The organism is Promicromonospora vindobonensis (assembly GCF_042685865.1).
Lineage (GTDB): Bacteria > Actinomycetota > Actinomycetes > Actinomycetales > Cellulomonadaceae > Promicromonospora > Promicromonospora vindobonensis.
Genome location: NZ_JBHUOG010000002.1, coordinates 3,514,477 through 3,534,344 on the forward strand (window position 1 = coordinate 3,514,477; position 19,868 = coordinate 3,534,344).

Genomic DNA, 19,868 nt, shown 5'->3' on the forward strand with positions numbered 1-19,868 from the left:
CCCCGATCCTGTCCGCTCGGTTCTAGAACGTGCGCAGTTCCGTGCTCTCGCGGACCACGGTCCGCAGGCCCGCGAGCGTGCGTGGCCCGACGCCGGACGCACGCGCCTGGACCAGGATGTTGCCGAGCGCCGTCGCCTCGGCCGGTCCGACGACGACGGGGAGGCCGGTCGCCTCCGCCGTGAGCCGGTTGAGCAGCTCGTTCTGCGAGCCGCCACCGACCACGTGCACGGCCCGGATCTCGGTCCCGGCCAGCTCGCCTGCCTGCCGGACCACCCGGGCATACGCGTCCGCGAGGCTGTCCAGCACCACCCGTGCCAGTGCCGCCCGGGTCTCCGGTACCTCGGCGCCGGCGCGCCGGATCGCGGCGCGCACCCGGGCCGGCATGTCGCCGGGGGCCAGGAACTCGTCGCCGTCCACGGCGAGGAGGCACCGGCCGCCCGGCTCGGCCGCAGCCTCGCCGAGCAGCACGCCGAGGTCGACCGGAGGGCCCTCGTCCCGCAAAGCGTCCACCGACCACTCCCGGACGCACTCGTCGAGGACCCACAGGCCCATGACGTTGCGCAGGTACCTGACGGTGCCGTCGACACCGAGCTCGTTGGTGAAGTTCGTCTCCCGGCTCGCGTCGGTGAGCACGGGCGCCGGCAGCTCCACCCCGACCAGGGACCAGGTCCCCGAGGAGATGTAGGCGGCGGCCCCGTCCTCCGGCAGCGGCGTCCCGACCACCGCTGACGCGGTGTCGTGGGAGGCCACGGCGAACACCGGGACCCTGCCGAGGCCCGTCGTCTCGCGCACGGCGTCCGTCAGGGGACCGACCACCGTCCCCGGCTCCACGAGGTCCGGAAGCAGCTCGCCCAGCCCGGCGAGCCCGGGATACTCGGCGGCCAGCCGGTCCAGCAGGCCGGTCGCCCAGGTCCGCGATCTCGCGTCCAGCAACCCGGTGGTGGAGGCGTTCGTGACCTCCGCGACCTGCCGCCCCGTCAGCCGGTAGGTGATCAGGTCGGGCACGAGCAGCAGCCGGGAGGCGCGGGCCAGCTCGGCCGAGCCCGGGCCGCCGTCGGCTCCCGCGACGAGCTGGAACTCCGTGGTGAACGGCAGGTGCTGCAGGCCGTTGACGGCGTAGTGCCCGGCGAAGGAGATCCGCTCGTAGACCCGGTCCGCCACCCCCTCGGTCCGGGCGTCCCGGTAGCACCACGGGTCCCCCACCAGCCCGCCGTCCGGACCGAGCAGCCCGTGGTCGATCGCCCACGAGTCCACCCCGACGCCGCGGACCTCGACCCCGGTCCGCTCCGCCAGGGTGCCCGCTGCACGCAGCCCGTCGAGGATCCCCGCCCACAGGTCCTCGACGTCCCAGCGCAGGCCGTCGCCGGAGTCCACTGGGCCGTTGGAGAACCGGCCGCACTCGACCAGCTCGACCCGCCCGCCGTCGAGCACGCCGAGCATGACCCGGCCGCTGGTCGCACCCAGGTCGATCGCGACGAACCCCGACGCGCTCACCGCAGGAACGCCGCGGCCACGCCCGCGTCGACGGGCACGTGCAGACCGGTCGTGTGCGAGAAGTCCGAGGTGCACAGCGCGAACACCGCGGCCGCGACGTTCTCGGGCAGCACCTCGCGCTTGAGCAGGGTGCGCTGCGCGTAGAACTCGCCGAGCTTCTCCTCCGGAACCCCGTACACGGCGGCCCGGTTGGCGCCCCAGCCGGACGCGAAGATGCCGGAGCCGCGCACGACGCCGTCCGGGTTCACACCGTTCACCCGGATGCCGTGCTCGCCCAGCTCCGCGGCCAGCAGGCGCACCTGGTGCGCCTGGTCGGCCTTGGTCGCGGAGTAGGCGATGTTGTTCGGCCCCGCGAACACGGAGTTCTTCGAGGAGATGTAGACGATGTCGCCGCCGAGGCCCTGGTCCACGAGCACCCGCGCCGCTTCACGCGAGACCAGGAACGAGCCCTTGGCCATGACGCTGTGCTGCAGATCCCAGTCGGCCTCGGTGGTGTCGAACAGGGACCGGGACAGGGACAGGCCTGCGTTGTTCACCACGAGGTCGACACCGCCGAACGCCAGCACCGCCTCTCGGATCCCCGCCTGTACGGCCACCTCGGACGACACGTCCATGGCCACGCCGATGGCGACGTCCGCGGAACCCAGCTCGGCCGCTGCTGCGGTGGCCTTCGCGGTGTCCAGGTCCGCCACGACCACGCAGGCGCCCTCTGCGGCGAGCCGCTGCGCGATCGCCTTGCCGATGCCCGACGCCGCCCCGGTCACCAGGGCGACCCGGGTCGCCAGCGGCTTGGGCGCCGGCATGCGCTGCAGCTTGGCCTCCTCGAGCGCCCAGTACTCGATGCGGAACTTCTCCTCCTCCGCGATGGGCGCGTACGTCGAGATGGTCTCCGCGCCGCGCATCACGTTGATCGCGTTGACGTAGAACTCGCCGGCCACCCGTGCGGTCTGCTTGTTGCGTCCGTACGAGAACATGCCGACGCCGGGGACCAGGACGATCGCCGGGTCGGCGCCACGCATCGCCGGCGGCTCCTCGCCGCGCGCCCGCGCCGCCTCGGCGCCCCGCTCGTAGTAGGCGGCGTAGTCCGCGCGATACGCGGCGTGCGCAGCGCGCAGGGCGGTCACCGTCTCCTCAACGGTCGCCGACGTCGGGACGTCCACGACGAGCGGCTTCACCTTGGTGCGCAGGAAGTGGTCGGGGCACGACGTGCCGAGCTCCGCGAGCGGCAGCAGCCGCTCCCGCGCCAGGAAGTCGAGCACGACGTCGGAGTCCGTGAAGTGGCCGACCTGCGGCGCGTCCGCCGACGCGATGCCGCGGACCACCGGGGCGAGCGCCGCCGCACGGGCGCGCCGCTCGGCGTCGGGCAGCGGCTCGTAGCCTGGACGGGCCGGACCGAACGGGTGCACGCCGTCGGCCGCGAGGGCCGCCGTCCGCGACTCGATGAACGCCTCGGCACGCCGGATGATGTCCAGCGACCGCGCCTCGCACTCCTCGCTCGTGTCGCCCCAGGCGGTGATGCCGTGCCCGCCCAGGATGCAGCCGATGGCCTGCGGGTTCTCCGCCTTGATCGCGGCGATGTCGAGGCCGAGCTGGAAGCCCGGGCGGCGCCACGGCACCCACACGACATCTGAGCCGAAGATCGCCCGGGTGAGCGCCTCGCCGTCGGCAGCGGCGGCCACGGCGATGCCGGAGTCGGGGTGCAGGTGGTCCACGTGGGCGGCGTCGACGAGGCCGTGCATGGCGGTGTCGATCGACGGCGCCGCGCCGCCCTTGCCGTGCAGGCAGTAGTCGAACGCTGCGACCATCTCGTCCTCGCGGTCCAGGCCCGGGTACACGTCGACGAGCGCGCGCATCCGGTCCAGCCGCAGCACCGCGAGGCCCTGGGGCCGGAGCATGCCGAGGTCGCCGCCGGAGCCCTTGACCCACAGCAGCTCGACGGGCTCGCCCGTCACGGGGTCGGTGGCCGACCCCTTCGCGGACGTGTTGCCGCCCGCGTAGTTCGTGTTCCTCGGGTCGGCGCCCAGCCGGTTCGAACGGGCGACGAGCGAGGTCACCGTCGGGTTGTCTGTCGCGCCGGCAGTCTGGTTCGTCATCGGGCTGCTGCTTCCGTCTCGGGTCGGTCGTGGGGAGCTTCGTGAGGCGTGCCGACGAGCGCGTCGACGGTGAGCCACGTGCTGATGCGCGCGATGCTGCGCACCGCGCCGGGGGTCTCGGGATGATTGAGGTGGCCGTGCTCCGTGCCGTCCTCCCGGACGAGCAGCACGTCGACGCCGGCGGCGGCCAGCTCGGCGGCGTACGCCTCGCCCGAGGCGCGCAGACCGTCGTGGTCGGAGTTGAGGACGAACGTGGGCGGCAGACCCCGCAGGTCCTGGCCGCCGGGAAAGGCGTACGGCGACGTCGGCGGGCCGTCGTGCCCCAGGTAGTTGGCGTTCATCGACGCGAGGGAACCGGGGCTGCGCCAGTCCGGCGTCATCTTCTCGAACAGCTCCGCGCTCGGCGCCGGGAGCTCGAAGTGCGCCACGGGGTAGGCGAGCACGATGCTGCGCGGCGGCGTACCGCCGGCGTCCCTGAGACGCAGCGACGCGCCGCTCGCCAGGTTCCCGCCGGCGCTCGCCCCGCCGAGCGACCATCGTTCGGGTCCGACGCCGAGCCCGGCGTCCTGCGCCCAGCCGTGGGCGAACGACACCTCCTCCGAGGCCACCGGGAACCGCACGCCCGGCGGTTGCCCGTCCGGGCCCGACCACGGTCCGGCCGGGTCGGACGCGGGCGCGAGCTGGTAGTCGACGCTCACGACGACGACGCCTGCGTCCGCCAGGCTCCGGGCTACCCAGTCGGCCTCCAGCATGTCGAGGCTGCCACGGATGAACGCGCCCCCGTGCGCCCAGACGAGCCCGGCAACCCGCTCGACGTCCGCAGCGGGCTCGTAGACCCGCACCCGGAGGTCGCCGTGCGGGCCCGGCAGCACCCGGTCGCCGACGGCGACGCTCACGCGCCCCACCCGGCCTGGGCGCCTCCGACACGCTCGGCAGCGATCTTCTCCGCGTAGCCGGACGCCGCGAACGCGGCGGTCGGGTTCGGGTCCAGGCCCATCTCCTCGCGCAGCTCGGCCACCAGCGGCCGGACGTCGGTGTCGTACGCGTCCATGAGGACAGCGTGCGCGCCGAGCACGTCACCCGACAGCTGGGCCGCTGTGAGCGCCTCGACGTCGACGAGCAGCGCCTTCGCCGTCGCTTCCTGGACGTTCATGACCGACCGGATCTGCGCGGGGATCTTCGGCTCGATGTTGTGGCACTGGTCGAGCATGAAGTTGACCCCGCTGTCCGGTGCGTGGGCACCGGCGGACACGATCTCGTGCATGATCCGGAAGAGCTGGAACGGGTCCGCCGCGCCGACCATGAGGTCGTCGTCGGCGTAGAAGCGGCTGTTGAAGTCGAAGGCACCGAGGCGGCCCTGGCGCAGCAGCTGCGCCACGATGAACTCGATGTTGGTGCCGGGGGCGTGGTGGCCGGTGTCGAGCACCACCTTGGCCCGGTCGCCCAGGGCCATGACGTGCAGCAGGGACGTGCCCCAGTCCGGCACGTCGGTGATGTAGAACGCGGGCTCGAAGAACTTGTACTCGAGCACCATGTGCTGGTCGTCGTCGAGCGCCGCGTAGATCTGGCTCAGCGACTCGGCGATCCGGTCCTGGCGGGCCCGGATCGAGTCCTGGCCGGGGTAGTTGAGGCCGTCGGAGAGCCAGACCTTGAGGTCCTTCGAGCCCGTTGCCCGCATGACGTCGATGCACTGCTTGTGGTGGTCGACGGCCTTCGCCCGGACCCGGGGGTCGGGGTGGGCGAGCGAGCCGAGCATGAAGTCGTCGTCCTGGAAGACGTTCGAGTTGATCATGCCGATCTGCACGCCCAGGTCCTCGGCGTGCCGGGCAAGCACGCCGAAGTCGTCGACCAGGTCCCAGGGGATGTGCAGGCTGACCCGCGGTGCGACGCCGGTGTACCGGTGCACCTGCGCGGCGTCGGCCAGCTTCTCGAACGGGTCCCGCGGCACGCCGGCCTGACCGAAGACCTTGAACCTCGTGCCCGAGTTCCCGAACGCCCACGAGGGCAGCTCGATCGTCTGCTGCCGTAGCGCTGCTTTGGCCACCTGGGTCCGTACGGATGCCGCCATGGCGTCCTCCCTCTCCGCGCACATCCTCGTACGCACCTTGAAACGATTCACTGAAAGCCTATTCCGGCGACGCCGGGTGGTCAAGCGTGGGTCGGTCAGCGCACCCGTCCGACCGACGACGACAGGTGGCCGGCAGCTTGGCTGCCGACCACCTGTGTCCTTGCCGATCATCCGCCCTGCGGCGGCCGTGCGCTCAGTACCGCGAGTCCGCGAGGTCGAGGTACCGCTGGGTGACGAGGATCGCCCGCCGCAACGTCGCCTCGTCCTTGCCCGTGTTGCTGGTCAGCGTGTCGACCCAGAACGTCGTGGTGCTGTCGCTCGGGGTCTCGTTCAGGTAGTGCTCGTAGGTGGCGACCACCCGCACCTGCACCGCCGAGCGGTTGCGCCAGAGGGCGTCGACGACGCCCGCCCGGCCCAGCGTGGACAGCCGCGACACCCAGTGGTCGAGCTGGCTCGCCGTGGGCGTCCGGTGCAGCATGTGCTGGTACAGCGCGGTGATGTACGCGCGGTCGGTACCACCCACGTGGCCGTAGTACGTCGAGGTTCCCATGAGGAACGGCTCGGCCTCGTCGATCGTCCGCGTCCCGTTCCGCACGCCGGCGATGTGGCTGTCCACCTGGGCGTCCGACGGCGTGTAGCCCAGCGTGGCCTCGAACGCGGCGATGATCCGCGCGGTCCGGTAGTTGTTCGACGTCGCCATGGCGTCGGCCAGCACGCCCTGGCCGTTCACCGACACGCGGTACTCCCAGCCCTCGATCTCGGCCGTGGTGGCCTCGCGGCCGAGGCTGTCCTTGTAGACCGCCTGGACGAAGTTCGTGTACTGCTCCGCGACCTCCGTGTACTCCTGGGCGTAGGCGGCAGCCGCGTTCCGGATGCTCGCGAGCTGCGGGTAGCCCATGTCGCCGGGGCACTCGGTCTGGTGCGTGTCACGGTGCCCGAACACGCGCGGCAGCACTACCTGCTCGCTGGCCGCGTAGCGACCGCCCGAGGTGAGGCCCGCCGAGGTGAAGGTCGCGCTCTCGGCCGGGTTCGCCCCGTACTGCGAGAGCCGGTAGCCGGCGATCTGCGCGACGCCGTCCTTCTGCGCAGCGGACGGCGCCACGTTCGTGTAGGTACCGACCATGGACACACCGACGGTCCGGGTGTTGAACCCGCCTGCGTGCGCACCGATGATCGGGTCCTCGATGCTGCCCTGGGCGCCCTCGTAGATGTTGCCCCACTTGTCGACCAGGAAGTTGTAGCCGATGTCGCACCAGCCGTGGCTGTTCTGGTGGTACGCCTGGTCGTTGCGGATGAGCTGCATCGCCGCGGCGACCGTCGCGTAGTCGTTGGGGTTCACCGTGTGGTGCACGACGGCGCCGTCGAGGCGGTCCGCCGCGCCCCAGGTGGTGCCAGGCACGCCGTCCCCGCCGGCCGGCGGGCAGTCGTCGATGGGGCGCGGCGGTGCGGCGCCCCACTCGGCGCGCGTCACGATCGTCGGCCCGTTGGTGGCGGCCGACGCCTCCACTGCGCCCGACGTCGTCGCGGCGACCGTCTGCACCTGCTCCGACGTCACGAGGGTGAGCTTGATGCCCTCGGGGACGGACGCCGCCTTGTCGACGGTGGCCACCTGGACCGCCACTGCCTCACCCACGTGCACCGGTGCGGACAGGAACTCCGTCTGCTCACCGTCCGGCACGTCGCTGGACTTCTCCAGGTGGGTCCACTGTCCCCAGGTACCGTCCTCTGCCTGGGCCCGGACCTGCAGCTCCGGCACCTGGGCGTCGATCGCGGCGGGCCAGCTGGCACCGACGGTCTGGAACCCCGCAGGGGCCGCGACCTCGCCGGCGATGCGCCCGGCGTCGTCGGTCGTGTCGAGCACGATCTCGCCGTCGGCCACGGTGCTGCGCTCCGCGGCCGCGGCACGGGCCGCCGGGGCCGCCTTGGTCACGTCAGCGACCCGCTCGGTCTTGGCGGCGGGAGCCGCGGCGACCGCGATGGTCTCGACCGTCGCCTCTGTCGTCCCGGCGTCCGGGAGGGCGGAGTCCTCCGGGGACACGGGGGCCGAGCGACCCTCGGGCTCGAAGGACGGCTCCAGCGTCTGCGCCGCTGCCGACGGCGCGAGTGCGCCGCCGAGCATGATCGCCGGCGCCGCGCCGAGGATGATTGCCTTTCCCACCACGCTGCGGGCGACCGAAGCCGTCAGCTTCGATCTGGATGTTGATGCCGCCACATGCCGAGCCACAGTTGTCCTCCTCGTATTGAGCGTGGATCGCACCAGCGCGAACCACGCAAATAACACAGGGACACTAGCGGCGACCGCCCCGAGCTGCCCCCAAATTTCACCCACCCGCAGGGGGTGAAGTTTCGTACGCCAGCGTGTTCGGTAGAACGTCAGGTGGTCGGCACCCCCGGGGTGCCGACCACCTGACGTTCTACCGACTGTCTCGCGGGACTACCTCAGAAATCGAAGTCCGCGATGTTGCTCTCGTCGAACACGTACGGCTCGCCCAGGAGGACCTCGCCGTCGGCTCCTACCGTGAACTCGCCAAGGCGGCCCGCCTCGAACGTGTCGCCCTCCTCGCCCGTGATGTCGCCGGCGGCCAGGGCCGCGGCGGCCTGGGTCGCCAGGTAGCCCAGGTCGGTCGGGTTCCAGAGCGCGAACGCCTCGACCGTCCCGTCCTCGACGTACTCCCGCATCTGGTTGGGCGTACCGAGGCCGGTGACAGCCACCTTGCCCTTGGCGTCCGACGTCGACACGTAGCGCGCCGCCGCCGCGATACCGACGGTGGTCGGCGAGACGATCCCCTTGAGGTCCGGGTGCGACTGGAGCAGCGCGGCCGTCTTGTCGAACGAGGTCTGGTCGTCGTCGTCGCCGTAGACGGTCTCGACCAGCTCGATGTCCGGGTAGTCGGAGGCGAGCTTCTCCTCCATGAGCGCGATCCACGCGTTCTGGTTGGTCGCGTTGGCCGACGCGGACAGGATCGCGATCTCGCCCTCGCCCCCGATCTGGTCCGCCACGAGCTCGAGCTGCTTGTCCGCGATGCCCTCCGCGGAGGCCTGGTTGATGAACAGGTCGCGGAACTGCGGCTCGGTGTCCGAGTCGAAGGTGACCACCTTGGTCCCCGCCGACCGCGCCTCCTCCAGCGCGTCACCGATCGCCGTCGGGTCGTTCGCCGACACCACCAGCGCGCCGACGCCCTGCTGTGCGGCGGTGTTGATGAACGGCACCTGGGCGTCGGGCGACGCGGTGTCCGGCCCGACCTCCTCCACGGTGGCGCCCAGCTCCTCGCCGGCCTCCTCGGCGCCCGCCGTCGACGCCTCGAAGTACGGGTTGCCCAGGTTCTTCGGCAGCACGGTGATCGTGACGTCACCGTCACCACCACCGGCGTCCCCGCTGCCCCCGCCGGAACCGCACGCGGTCAGCCCAAGGGCCAGCACAGCGGCCGTGCCGGCCGCGAGCACAGATGTGAACTTCATCGTCCGTCTCCCTACGTTCGCTGCCCGGCGGCAGCTCGCCGCCGGACTCTCAGGCCGCCCGCGATACGCGGGGCGACCACGGAAACAACCAGTGCCGTGCCGATCACGATGTTGATGACGTTGACCGTGACGCCCTCAAGGCGGAGCGCGCTGCCGAGCACACCGATGAGCAGGACGCCCGCGACCACGCCGTGGATCGCCCCACGCCCGCCGAAGATGGAGACCCCGCCCAGCAGCACGGCGGCGACCACCTGGAGCTCCATGCCGGTCGCGTTGTCGCCGCGCGCGCTGCCGTAGCGGAGCGTGTAGTAGACGCCTGCGAGCGCCGACACCGCCCCGGACAGCACGAACAGGATCAGCAGCGTCCGCTTGACGTCGACGCCGGAGAACCGGGCGGCCTCCTTGCTGCGACCGATGTCGAGCACGTTCCGGCCGAACGGCGTCGCGTGCAGCAGCACGGCGAACACCGCGATCAGCGCGAGGAGCCCGAGGGTGATGGCCGGGTAGGGCGACTCGCCGAGGTTCTCCGTCGCGCCGTCGGTCCAGGTCTCGGGGAAGCCGGTGACCGCCGTCGTGCCGAGCAGGCCGACGGCGAGGCCGCGGTACAGGGCGAGCGAGCCGATGGTGACCGCGAGCGACGGCAGGCCTCCGTACGCGACGAGCGCGCCGTTGACCGCCCCGCACACCGCGCCGATCAGCACGGACACCAGCAGGGCCGGCCAGAGGCCGAGGCCTGCCTGGTACAGCAGCCCGAAGGTCACGCTGGAGAGTCCCACCACCGAGGCGACCGACAGGTCGATCTCCCCCGTCGCGATGATCAGGGTCATGGGCAGGGCGATGAGGAGCACCGGTGCGACGTCGAGCACCAGGTAGGTGATGGTGAGCGGGCCGTCGAAGCCCTGCACCACCGAGGCGGCGACGATCCAGGCCACGACCAGGATCAGGATGGTCAGCATCTCCCGGGTGAGCAGCGCACGCTGCCACCACGGACGGGCGTGGGTCCTCATGTGGTCACCTCCTCGCGGTCGTTCGGGCCGGCACCGGGCGGCGCGGTGCCGCCGGGTGGCGTGCCGCTGTCGGGTGGGGAGGCGGACGGCGGGTCTGCGTCGCGTGCGGCGGCCAGGCGGCGCGAGCGGCGGTTCGCGAGCACGCGGTCCAGCGCGATCGCGCCGATGATGAGCACGCCGACGACGGCGCGCTGCCAGAAGTCGGGGATGCCCACGACGGGCAGCGCCCTGTTGATGGTGAGCAGCAGCATCGCGCCGAGCGCTGCGCCCGCGACGGTGCCGCTGCCCCCGAAGATCGCCACGCCGCCCACCACCACGGCGCCGACGACCTGGAGCTCCATGCCGGTTCCCGCACCCGAGGACACCGTCCCGTACCGGGCCGCGAACATGACCCCGGCGAGCCCGGCGAGGGCGCCGCCCAGGGCGAACGCTCCCAGGAGCCGACGGCGGACGGGCAGGCCCTGCAGCGCGGCGGCGTCGGGGTCGGACCCGATGGCGTACAGCTGCCGTCCGCCGCGCGAGGTGTGCAGGTAGTAGGCGACGGCTGCGAGCACGATCGCGGCGACGATGGTCAGCACGGGCACGCCCAGCACCTGCTGGGTGCCGAGGCCGAGGAAGGTGCGCGGCATGTCGCCCGCGTCGATCCGGTCGCTGCCTGCCCACGTCAGGGTCACGCCTCGGTAGACGTAGAGGGTGCCGAGCGTGATGACGAGGGCCGGCACTCTGGCGAACGCCACGATGGAGCCGTTGATCAGGCCGAGCAGCGCACCGGCAGCGACCGCGACCAGGGCCACCACGACGATCGGCAGGTCCGGCGCCGCGATGAACAGCCGGCCCGTCAGGTACGCCGTGAGCCCCAGGACCGAGCCGACCGACAGGTCCACGTTGCGCGTGATGACCACAACGGCCTGGCCGACGGCGAGCACCACGAGGATCGCGGGCGTGAGCAGCAGGTCGCGCCAGCCCACCCCGCTGAGCAGGAACCCGGGCTGCACGGCGGTGGTCACGCCGATCACGGCCAGGAGGGCGAGGGCGATGCCTGCCTCGCGACGGCGGAGCACGCTTCTCATGCCGCCCCCTCCGTCTCGGAGCCGGTCTCGGACGCGCCCGGCGTCGCCGCGCGCATCACGGCCTCCGGTGTCGCCTCCGCGCGGCTCAGCTCGGCGGCGATGCGCCCCTCGCGCACCACGAGCACCCGGTCGGCCATCCCCAGTACCTCCGGCAGCTCGGACGAGATCATCAGGACGGCCAGCCCTTCGGCGGCCAGTGTGGACAGCAGCCGGTGCACCTCTGCCTTGGTACCGACGTCGATGCCGCGGGTCGGCTCGTCCACCATGAGCACCTTCGGTCCGGTGGCCAGCCACTTCGCCAGCACCACCTTCTGCTGGTTGCCGCCGCTCATGGTGGTGGCCGGCGCGTCCAGTGCCCCTGCCTTCACCGCGAGGCGCCCGGACCAGTCGCGCGCGAGGCGCGCCTCGGCGTCGGGCAGCAGGATGCCGAGGCGGGCGAGCCTCTTCCGGGCGACGGCGCTCACGTTGCGGACCACCGACGACTCGGTGACGAGACCCTGGAGGCGCCGGTCCTCCGGGACGAGGGCGAGGCCCGCCGCGATGGCCTCCGCCGGGTCGCCCGGCCGCAGGGCGCGCCCGCTGACGGTGACGTGTCCGGCGTCGTACCGGTCGACGCCGAACACCGCCCGCGCGATCTCGCTGCGCCCGGCACCGACCAGCCCGGCCAGACCGACGATCTCGCCCGCCCGGACCTCGAACGACACGTCGTGGAAGGTGCCGGTCGACTCCAGTCCTTCGACGCGCAGCACCACCTCGCCGGGCGTGCTCGCGACCTTGGGGTAGAGCTCGGCCACGTCGCGGCCGACCATGCGGCGGACCAGCTCGTCGGGCGTGACGTCGGCGACGGCGTCCGTCGAGACGTGCGCACCGTCGCGCATGACGGTGACGGTGTCGCAGAGGTCGGCCACCTCGTCGAGCCGGTGGGAGATGAAGACGACGGCCCGGCCTGCGTCGCGCAGCCCGCGGGCGACGGCGAACAGCCTGCGCACCTCGACGGCGCTCAGCGCCGCCGTCGGCTCGTCCATGACCAGGAGCCGGGCATCCAGGGAGATCGCCTTGGCGATCTCGACGATCTGCTGGTCCGCGATGGACAGCCCCTCGGCGGGGCGGTCCGGGTCCAGGTCGACGCCGAGGTCCCGGAACAGGTCGAGGGCGCCCTCGCGCATGGCGCGCCGGTCGATCCGGCGGAACCGGCCGAGGGGCTCGCGGCCGAGAAAGATGTTCTCGGTGACGGTCAGGTCGGGGAAGCTCGCGGGCTCCTGGTGGATGACGGCGACGCCTGCGGCCTTGGCCTCTGCGGGCCCGGCGAAGTCGACGGGCTCACCGTCGAGCTCGACGACGCCGGTGTCCCGGCGGTGCACACCGCCCACGACCTTGACCAGGGTGGACTTGCCCGCCCCGTTCTCACCGACGAGGGCGTGGATACTGCCTGGCTGGACCACGAGGGTGCCCGACCGGAGCGCGGTCACCGGCCCGAAGGACTTGGCGACCCCCTCGAGGCGCAGCGTCGGTGCGGCGTTCGGCATATCTCTCCGTCGAGCTGTGCGGGCGGTCGGCGGTGACCGCAGGTCTGTCTCGCATCCGGGTTGAATCGTTCAAACCGATACTTCGGAAGATAGACCCAGCAGGTCAGAGCGTCAAGAACTTACGGCGAGTCCGTTGCCGTGCGGTGCCGCTTACGCGACTCTTGATCGATCAGGGGTGATCACTGCCCACAGCACTGGGAGGCGGCCCGAGGACGTGCCGCCTCGGACGGAGGTGACCGTAGATGACCCGACCAGCGGCCGAGGAGCACGCGGCGCTCGGCGAGGAACCCACGGAGCTCAAGCGAGTGATGGGGCCGAAGCTGCTCCTGCTCTTCATCGTCGGCGACATTCTCGGCACCGGCGTGTACGCACTCACCGGACAGGTGGCCGCCGAGGTCGGCGGTGCGGCATGGGCGCCGTTCATCGTCGCGTTCCTCATCGCGCTCATCACCGCGTTCTCCTACCTGGAGCTCGTGACCAAGTACCCGCAGGCCGCCGGCGCCGCCCTGTACACGCACAAGGCGTTCGGCATCCACTTCCTCACGTTCATCGTGTGCTTCACGGTGATGTGCTCCGGCATCACCTCTGCCTCCACCGCCGCCCGCGCCGTCGGGTCCAACCTGCTCGTGGGTCTTGGCATCGACGAACCGAGCACCTGGACCGTGGTCGCCGTCGCGCTGGTCTTCATGGCTCTGGTCGCGGCGGTGAACCTGCGCGGCGTCGGCGAGTCCGTGAAGGCCAACATCGTGCTCACGCTCGTCGAGCTCTCCGGCCTGCTGTTCATCATCCTGGTCGGTGTCTTCGCGGCATTCGGCGGACAGGCCGACTTCAGCCGCGTCATGGTGTTCGAGAGCCCCGGCGACAAGAGCGCCTTCCTCGCCGTGACCGCCGCGACGGCGCTGGCGTTCTTCGCGATGGTCGGGTTCGAGGACGCCGTCAACATGGCCGAGGAGACACACGACCCGGTGAAGAACTTCCCGCGCATGATGATCGCGGGCATCGGCATCACCGGCGTCATCTACGTGCTGGTCGCGATCTTCACCGTGGCGATCGTGCCGGTGGGCGAGCTCGGCGCGAGCGACACCCCGCTCACCCTGGTGGTCGAGCGGGCCCTGCCCGGCTTCCCCATCGGCTCCATCTTCCCGTTCATCACGATCTTCGCCGTCGCGAACTCGGCCCTGATCAACATGCTGATGGCGTCGCGCCTCCTGTACGGGATGGCCAAGCAGAAGGTGCTGCCGCCGTTCCTCGGGCGGGTCTCCGCACGGCGGCGGACCCCGACCGCCGCGATCGTGTTCACCACGTTCATCGCGCTGGGGCTCATCGTGCTCGTGACGCTCCAGGAGGAGTCCGGCGTGATCGCCGCGCTCGGTGGCACCACGTCGCTCCTGCTGCTCGCGGTGTTCACGATCGTCAACGTCGCGGTGCTCAAGCTGCGGAACAACATCGTGGACCGGAGACACTTCGTGGCTCCGACCGCCCTGCCCATCCTCGGTGCGCTGCTCTGCGCGTTCTTCGTCGGGCCGTGGACCGGGCGCGACCCGCTCCAGTACCAGATCGCGGGCTGGCTCCTGCTCATCGGCGTGGTCCTGTGGTTCGTCACCTGGGCGTTCAACCGCCCCGAGCCCACCAAGATCACGGACCCCGACGCGCTGAGCGAACGCGAGGGCGGCATCAACTGACCCGCCCCGCCTCACCTTCGAGACCAGGGTTGATTCTCTTTGAGACTACCCAGAGCGGGTCAACCTTGGTCTCGAAAGGAACTCGTGTCGCGACCAGGGACCGACCGCGGACGAGGTGGCGAACGACCGGGGGTCAGCCCGCGTCCTCCAGCGCCGCCAGCTGGGCCTCCAGGTGAAACACCTCGTCCAGCAGCACGAACCCGTCGTCCGGGTTTCCGTCGTCCACGAAGAACCCCGACATCGCCTCCTGCCACCGCGCGTTGACCTCGGTGGCGGCCATCCCGCGCTGCGCCGCCGCGTAGTCGTCGGTCTCCAGGATCCCGACGAGCAGGCCGTCGTCGCGCAGGAACAGGTGGTAGTCACGCCAGCCCGTGTCGCGCAGGGCCACCAGCATCTCGGGCCAGACGGCGGCGTGCGCCGCCCGGTACTCCGGGATTCGGTCTGCCCGCACCCGGGACGTGAAACAGACGCGTGCGCCCGCAGAATTGCTCGACATCTCCGGTCCTCCGGTTCCCGCGCCCACCGAAGGGCGACCCTCGTCATGAAACGGTTCATAATGTAGCCCGAAGCAAGGAGGCGCTCCATGACCCAGCCGGCCGCTCACCGACGAGCATCCATCGCCGACGTCGCCCGTGCCGCCCGTGTCTCCGTCGGCACGGTCTCCAACGTGCTCAACCGGCCCGAACGTGTGCTGCCAGGCACCCGCGAGCGGGTCGAGGCGGCCATCGAGGAGCTGAGCTTCGTGCGCAACGGGTCCGCCCGGCAGCTGCGCGCCGGCACCATCACGACCATCGGTGCCATCGTCCTCGACATCGCCAACCCGTTCTTCACCGACGTCGCACGGGGCATCGAGGAGCGCCTGGACCGGGACGACTTCACGCTCATGGTGGCGTCGTCCGACGACGACCCCGACCGGGAGCAGCGCTACCTGCGCCTGTTCGAGGAGCACGGCGTGCAGGGTGTCATGGTCGTCCCTGCCACCAACGACATCGACCACCTGCTCGCCGTCCGACGGCGCGGTACCGGCGTCGTGCTGCTGGACCGCCCGTCGTCCGACCCGAGCATCTCGTCGGTGGCCGTCGACGACGTCCGCGGCGGCGAGCTCGCCGCCCGGCACCTCCTGGACGAGGGCCACACGCGCATCGTGTTCCTCAACGGCCCGCACACGATCAGGCAGTGTGCCGACCGGCACGAAGGCGTGCTCAAGGCGCTCGTCGCCGCGGGGCTGGATCCGGCGACCGCCCTCCTGGAGGTCACGGTGACCAGCCTCAACGCCGAGGGCGGCGAGGCCGCGATCCGCGGGCTCCTGGAGTCCGGCGACCAGCCCACCGCCGTCTTCTGCGTGAACGACCTGGTGGCGCTGGGCGTGCTGCGCACGCTCCGTACGGAGAACATCTCCGTCCCCGACGACGTGGCGGTGGTGGGGTACGACGACGTCGCGTTCGCCGCCGAGCTGGCCACGCCCCTGACGTCGGTGCGCCAGCCGACGCACGAGCTCGGCGTCCGCGCAGCGGACCTGCTGCTCAGCGGGACCGACGCGGCGGCGGAGCACGTCATGTTCCAGCCCACGCTGGTCATCCGTGGCTCGAGCTCGTCCGAGCGGAGCTAGGGTCCAGCCGGGTTCGACCGAGGCTCCGTAACGTTTAAGGTCGTTGCCGCGCTCCCCCGGCCGCTCGTAGCGTGCGAGCCCCCTCAAGACCTGGAGGCAATGGTGCCCGCACGTCGAAATCGTTTACCACAATCAAGGACCTGGGCCGTGGCACTCGTGGCTGTGACGAGCCTGGCGGTCTCCGCCGCCGGAGCGCAGGCCCTCCCTGCCAGGGCCACGGTGCCGGCCGGGGTCACCAGCCTCGGCGCGGGAGTCACCAGTGGCACCACGGCGAGCGGCGTCAGCGACGAGTTCGACGGCGCCCACTGCGCCGTCGGACCGGGCGGTCCCGGCTCGAACGCCACACTGCCCGACCCGTTCACCAGGAACGACGGCACCCGGGTCACTACAAGGGCGGACTGGGAGTGCCGTCGGGCCGAGATCAAGAAGCACGCGGAGAACACCGTCTACGGCGCCAAGCCGGCCGCTCCGCAGAGCGTCACGGGCACGGTGTCGAGGACCGGGATCACCGTGGACGTGTCGGACCAGGGCCGGTCCGCGAGCTTCTCGGCCTCGGTAGAACTACCGAGCGGCAACGGACCGTTCCCCGCCGTCGTGGTGCTGGGCGGGTTCGGCACGGACACCACCACCATCAAGAACAGCGGCGCGGCCGTGATCCGCTTCGACCCCTACGTCGCCGGTGCCGAGGGCACGGGCCGCACCACCAAGCGGGGCGCGTTCTACGACCTCTACGGGTCGTCGAGCAGCACGGGGCTGCTGGTCGCATGGGGCTGGGGTGTGAGCCGCATCATCGACGTCATCGAACGGTCGGACGGCAGCATCCTGCGCACCGACTCGTTCGGCGTGACAGGGTGCTCGCGCTTCGGCAAGGGCGCATTCGTGACCGGAGCTTTCGACCAGCGCATCGACCTCACGATGCCCGTCGAGTCGGGCACCGCCGGCGCGCCGATCCTGCGCGGCGTCGCCACCGAGTCCGGCGCACAGCCGCTGAGCAGCGGGTACGGCGAGCAGCCGTGGCTCGGCGACGCCTTCGGCTCGTACGTCAACAACCCGGCAGGCCTGCCGGTCGACACCCACTCGGTGATCGGGATGATCGCGCCGCGAGGGCTGTTCCTGATGGAGAACCCGAGCGTCGACTGGCTCGGGGCCCGCTCCGGCAGCGTCGCCGCGCTGGCCGGCCGGGAGATCTACACGGCGCTCGGCGCGACGTCGAACATCTCCTACGTGTCCGACGTCGCGGACGGCACGCACTGCGCCAACCGGTCCGAGTGGCGGGCGCCGATGGAGGCGAGCATCCAGAGGTTCCTGCTGGGGTCGGGCAGCGCGCCGGGGGTGTTCCGCGTGGCGCCGAGCAAGTCCGGCAACCTCGCGGAGTGGAGGAGCTGGACGACGCCGACGCTGAGCTGACGCAGGGTCTCGACAGGCTCGACCAGCGGTGGCCGAGCCTGTCGAGACCCTCTCCGACTAACGGCCCGGAACCGGGACCGCCGGCCAGTTCGTGTCCGAGGCAAGGTAGAAGCCCGGGTACGACGGCTGGTTGTAGGACGTCTGCTGGCGCGCCACCTCGACGCGGTACTGCGGGTCCTGCATGAGGGTGTACATCGCGATGCCGGTCGGCTCGGTCGACAGGAACAGGCGCAGCGCGCTCGAGTCGGTGGTCCGCACGAGCACCTCCTCGCGCCAGTCCCCGAGCACGTCGGCCACGAGCGACGGGTTGCCCTTGGTGCCGTTGTTCGTCAGCGTCCCGTCGAGGGTTGCGACCGTGCCGCGTGTCCAGTCGCGGATGGTCGGCACCGCGTCGCCCGAGCCCTCGATCAGCTGCGTGGTCCCGTCGCCCGCCCAGCGCACGGACTGGTTTGTTCCCGCGGACGACGGCGCCACCTGCTCGCCCGTAGCACTCAGCGTGCCCGAGCCGAGCGTGCCGTCCGGCATGGACGCCCACACCTCGACACCTGGCACGTCCGGCAGCACGTCGCCGATCATGGACCGGCCCGTGTCCCGTCCGGAGTACTGCCCGAACAGCACCGCCCCGTCCTCGGCCGAACGCATCGCGGAGCCGTACGGCGCCCAGGCGCCGCCCTCGTGCGCCGTCCAGATCTCGAGGCCGGGCCGCGCCGGGTCGATGTCGGTCACGTGCATGGCGTCCCCGTGGCCCAGCCCCGCACTCGCCCCGGGGTTCGCGGAGCCTTCTGGCAGGGTGTCGAACGACGAGTACAGCAGCGAGCCGTCGTCGTCGAGCGTCGCCGAGCCGTAGACGATCTCCTGCTTGCCGTCCGCGTCGACGTCGGCCGCCGACAGCGAGTGGAAGCCCTGCGTCGTGAGGCTCCCCCACTCGGGCGAGGTGCCCGGCACCCCGTGCGGGCTGTCGTTGAACGGGTTGCTCATCGGCGTCCAGCCCGAGTCGGCGAGCCAGCGCTTGGTCAGGTTCCTCCCGTCCCAGTCGTAGGCGGCGATCGTGGACCGCGTGTAGTAGCCGCGCGCGAAGATCGCGCTGGGCCGACCCTCGGACAGGTAGGCCACGCCCGACAGGAACCGGTCCACCCGGTTGCCCGGCTCGATGCGCGACATCGCGTAGTCACCCCAGAGGAGCCCGTCGTCGGTGCGCCCCGGCTCGTAGTCGACGGTCTCCATCGGCCGGCCCGTGAGCCCGTCGAAGACGGTGAGGTACTCGGGGCCGCTCAGCACGAAGCCCTCGAACTGGCGCAGCTGGTTCCGCGCCGAGCGGGACGGTGCGTAGACGTCGATGAAGTGGTCCGCGGCGGCACGCGCCTCGGCGTCGGACAGGGGGTAGGACCACGTGGCGTCGATGCCCCACGCCTCCTCCAGCGTGGCGGGCCACTGCCCGCTCGTCACCTCCGACCGCGACGACCAGCCGCGGAACAGGTCCACGAGGTGCTCGTGGTAGTCGTCGGCCGACATCCGGTAGTCGTCACCGTTGGTGACGCCGGCCGCGCGGTCCTCCCGCGGGATCGTGACGTAGCGCCTGCCGGCGGGCTCGCCGTCGTCGTACCTGGTCACGCTCGTGCCGGGGGCGGTCTTGACCATCAGCTCGGCACGGCCGTCGCCGTCGTAGTCGTAGACGGGGAACTGCGTGTAGTGCGCGCCCGCACGGATGTTGACGCCCAGGTCGACGCGCCAGAGCTGCGTGCCGTCGAGCTCGTACGCGTCGAGGTAGGCGTTTCCCGTGTACCCCACCTGGGAGACGTCCTTGGAGTTGGACGGGTCCCACTTGACGACGATCTCGTGGTCGCCGTCGCCGTCGAGGTCGGCGACGGACGCGTCGTTCGCCCGGTACGTGAACGCCTCGCCGACGGGCGTGACGCCGTCGGCCGGCTTGTTCAGCGGGATGTCGAGGTGGCCATCGCCCCAGACGCCTGCTGACGCGGCCTTGCCCTTGCTCGGTCCGCCGAGCGGCACCACGCGGTAGCGCGCGTCGGCCGACCCGTCCGCATCAAGGTAGTTGGTCGAGTCCGTCACCGTGGCGATCCGCCGGCCGTCGCGGTACACGGCGAAGCTGGGACCCGCCAGGCCTGAGTCGGTGTGACCGGTGACCTCTGCGGCCAGGAGCCGCCAGCTCAGGAACACTCCCTCGCTGGTCGCGGCCGCCACGAGTCCGCGGTCGAACCGCTCGGTGCCGCGCCCTCTGCCGGGCTGGTCGCCCCGCGTGGTGGTCTGGGTCGTGGTCTGGGTCGTGGTCTGGGTCGTGGTGCGGGCATCGGCCGGAACGTGCGCGGGGGCCGACGCCGCGCCCGCCGGCGCCGCTGCTGTCAGGCCGCTCAGGCCGACGCAGAGCACTGTCGCCAGGACAGCACCCGCGCGGATTCTCCTCGGGATCATGGTCGAATTCCTCTCTGAATTC

At 71.5% G+C, this 19,868-nt stretch carries 14 protein-coding genes; 3 read left to right on the forward strand and 11 right to left on the reverse strand.

From position 1 onward, the window contains the following. Window positions 1-22: 22 nt before the first annotated feature. The 9 genes from ACFS27_RS28850 to ACFS27_RS28890 form a co-directional block, all read right to left on the reverse strand. Window positions 23-1,495, reverse strand: a complete 1,473-nt coding sequence (locus tag ACFS27_RS28850; protein WP_377190749.1) for a rhamnulokinase — start codon at window positions 1,493-1,495, stop codon at window positions 23-25. Then, window positions 1,492-3,588: a bifunctional aldolase/short-chain dehydrogenase gene (locus tag ACFS27_RS28855; RefSeq protein WP_377190751.1), complete on the reverse strand. Its 2,097-nt coding sequence runs from the start codon at window positions 3,586-3,588 to the stop codon at window positions 1,492-1,494. Before ACFS27_RS28855 ends, ACFS27_RS28850 begins: the two co-directional genes overlap by 4 nt. Continuing rightward, window positions 3,585-4,484 carry an alpha/beta hydrolase gene (locus tag ACFS27_RS28860; RefSeq protein ID WP_377190753.1) on the reverse strand — a complete coding sequence of 300 codons (900 nt, stop codon included), beginning with the start codon at window positions 4,482-4,484 and terminating at the stop codon, window positions 3,585-3,587. The genes ACFS27_RS28855 and ACFS27_RS28860 overlap by 4 nt, the downstream gene beginning before the upstream one ends. Then, on the reverse strand, window positions 4,481-5,656 hold the full coding sequence (gene rhaI, locus ACFS27_RS28865; protein ID WP_377190755.1) for an L-rhamnose isomerase: 1,176 nt from the start codon (window positions 5,654-5,656) through the stop codon (window positions 4,481-4,483). Before rhaI ends, ACFS27_RS28860 begins: the two co-directional genes overlap by 4 nt. Before the next feature lie 193 nt (window positions 5,657-5,849). Beyond that, window positions 5,850-7,817: an N-acetylmuramoyl-L-alanine amidase gene (locus ACFS27_RS28870; RefSeq protein WP_377190757.1), complete on the reverse strand. Its 1,968-nt coding sequence runs from the start codon at window positions 7,815-7,817 to the stop codon at window positions 5,850-5,852. A gap of 278 nt (window positions 7,818-8,095) precedes the next feature. Beyond that, complete coding sequence (gene rhaS / locus ACFS27_RS28875) at window positions 8,096-9,115, reverse strand: rhamnose ABC transporter substrate-binding protein (RefSeq protein ID WP_377190759.1); 1,020 nt, start codon at window positions 9,113-9,115, stop codon at window positions 8,096-8,098. 11 nt (window positions 9,116-9,126) lie between these two features. Next, on the reverse strand, window positions 9,127-10,122 hold the full coding sequence (locus tag ACFS27_RS28880) for an ABC transporter permease (RefSeq protein ID WP_377190761.1): 996 nt from the start codon (window positions 10,120-10,122) through the stop codon (window positions 9,127-9,129). Then, the gene (locus ACFS27_RS28885; protein ID WP_377190763.1) at window positions 10,119-11,192 is read right to left on the reverse strand and encodes an ABC transporter permease; all 1,074 of its coding nucleotides are present in this window, start codon (window positions 11,190-11,192) and stop codon (window positions 10,119-10,121) included. The genes ACFS27_RS28880 and ACFS27_RS28885 overlap by 4 nt, the downstream gene beginning before the upstream one ends. Continuing rightward, window positions 11,189-12,718: a sugar ABC transporter ATP-binding protein gene (locus tag ACFS27_RS28890; RefSeq protein WP_377190765.1), complete on the reverse strand. Its 1,530-nt coding sequence runs from the start codon at window positions 12,716-12,718 to the stop codon at window positions 11,189-11,191. The genes ACFS27_RS28885 and ACFS27_RS28890 overlap by 4 nt, the downstream gene beginning before the upstream one ends. Before the next feature lie 242 nt (window positions 12,719-12,960). On the opposite strand from ACFS27_RS28890, the gene ACFS27_RS28895 reads away from it, so the two are divergent. Further along, window positions 12,961-14,400 (forward strand): APC family permease, encoded by a 1,440-nt coding sequence (locus tag ACFS27_RS28895; protein WP_377190767.1) that lies wholly within the window; start codon window positions 12,961-12,963, stop codon window positions 14,398-14,400. A 133-nt stretch (window positions 14,401-14,533) separates the two neighbouring features. On the opposite strand, the gene ACFS27_RS28900 is transcribed toward ACFS27_RS28895, so the two are convergent. Beyond that, on the reverse strand, window positions 14,534-14,896 hold the full coding sequence (locus tag ACFS27_RS28900; RefSeq protein ID WP_377190769.1) for an L-rhamnose mutarotase: 363 nt from the start codon (window positions 14,894-14,896) through the stop codon (window positions 14,534-14,536). Window positions 14,897-14,983: 87 nt separating this feature from the next. On the opposite strand from ACFS27_RS28900, the gene ACFS27_RS28905 reads away from it, so the two are divergent. Together ACFS27_RS28905 and ACFS27_RS28910 are read left to right on the forward strand one after the other, a co-directional pair. Further along, window positions 14,984-16,009 (forward strand): LacI family DNA-binding transcriptional regulator, encoded by a 1,026-nt coding sequence (locus ACFS27_RS28905; protein WP_377190771.1) that lies wholly within the window; start codon window positions 14,984-14,986, stop codon window positions 16,007-16,009. Window positions 16,010-16,156: 147 nt separating this feature from the next. Beyond that, window positions 16,157-17,416 carry a glucuronyl esterase domain-containing protein gene (locus ACFS27_RS28910; RefSeq protein ID WP_377190773.1) on the forward strand — a complete coding sequence of 420 codons (1,260 nt, stop codon included), beginning with the start codon at window positions 16,157-16,159 and terminating at the stop codon, window positions 17,414-17,416. Between the two features lie 57 nt (window positions 17,417-17,473). Here ACFS27_RS28910 and ACFS27_RS28915 read toward each other — a convergent pair whose 3' ends face one another. Further along, window positions 17,474-19,846, reverse strand: a complete 2,373-nt coding sequence (locus tag ACFS27_RS28915; RefSeq protein WP_377190775.1) for a rhamnogalacturonan lyase — start codon at window positions 19,844-19,846, stop codon at window positions 17,474-17,476. Window positions 19,847-19,868: the final 22 nt, after the last annotated feature.